General features: G+C 66.6%; 1 protein-coding gene. It reads left to right on the top strand.

Annotated elements, in window-relative coordinates; all coding sequences use genetic code 11:
- Positions 1-365: 365 nt before the first annotated feature.
- Positions 366-1092, top strand: a 727-nt coding sequence (locus ACOV8S_RS22120) for a glycoside hydrolase family 11 protein (RefSeq protein ID WP_448319685.1), incomplete at its 3' end; no start/stop codon positions are given.

Raw genomic sequence — 1092 nt, forward strand, 5'->3', positions numbered from 1 at the left:
GGCCTTCTCCGTGCGAGGAAGAGGGTGCGGACGGGCCACGACAGGGCTTCTTCCTGGGGTGTTGACCCTCCGAAACCTTTCCGAAACTTTCGACCCCGGGGTCGGGCACACCGCGACGCCCGCTCGCCCTCCGATGTGCCCCGGCACCCTTCCTACCCGGGCGTAACAGCACCGCAGGGTCACGCGGTGTTTCGAAAACGTTGCGCAACTATTGACAACTCCCGCGCCCAGGAAGACTGTTGTGACGCTCTCCGGTCGGGCGTGACATGCGCAGGACCGGTCTTTGTCCTCGTCGATGAACGCCGAGGTGCGTTCGGCGTGTCTCCCGGTCACCGGCGGTGCCCCCCATGAGGAGGAACACTCGTATGAGCGAGACCCCCCACAACTCCGCAGCACGCCCTGTCAGCCGCCGGAAGCTGGTCCTCGGCGGCGCCGGAGCAGTGGTCGCGGCTGCCGGTTCGGGCCTGTTACTGCCCGGCACCGCGCGTGCCGACCAGGTTCTGACCAGCAACTCCACCGGCACCTACAACGGGTACTACTACTCCTTCTGGACCGACGACCCGGGCTCCGTCACCATGACGCTCGGAGCGGCCGGTCAGTACAGCAGCAGGTGGACCGACACCAACAACTGGGTGGGCGGCCTCGGCTGGAGCAACGGCAGTCGCCGCAGCGTCAGCTACTCCGGCAGCTTCAACCCCGGCAGCAACGGTTACCTGGCCCTGTACGGGTGGACCGCCAACCCGCTGGTCGAGTACTACATCGTGGAGAACTTCGGTCCCTATAACCCCGGTTCGGGAGGCACGAAGCGCGGCACCGTCACCGACGGAGGCGGCACGTACGACATCTACGAGTCCACTCGCACCAACCAGCCGTCCGTCGAGGGCACCGCCACCTTCCAGCAGTACTGGAGCATCCGGCAGAGCAAGCGGAGCAGCGGCACCATCAACACCGGTGTCCACTTCGACGCCTGGGAGCGCGCCGGGATGCCGATGGGCGAGTTCAAGTACTACATGATCATGGCCACCGAGGGCTACCAGAGCACCGGCAGCTCCAGCGTCTCCCTGACCGGCGGCACCCCCACCACTCCCCCGC

This window comes from Streptomyces sp. CO7, assembly GCF_053474865.1.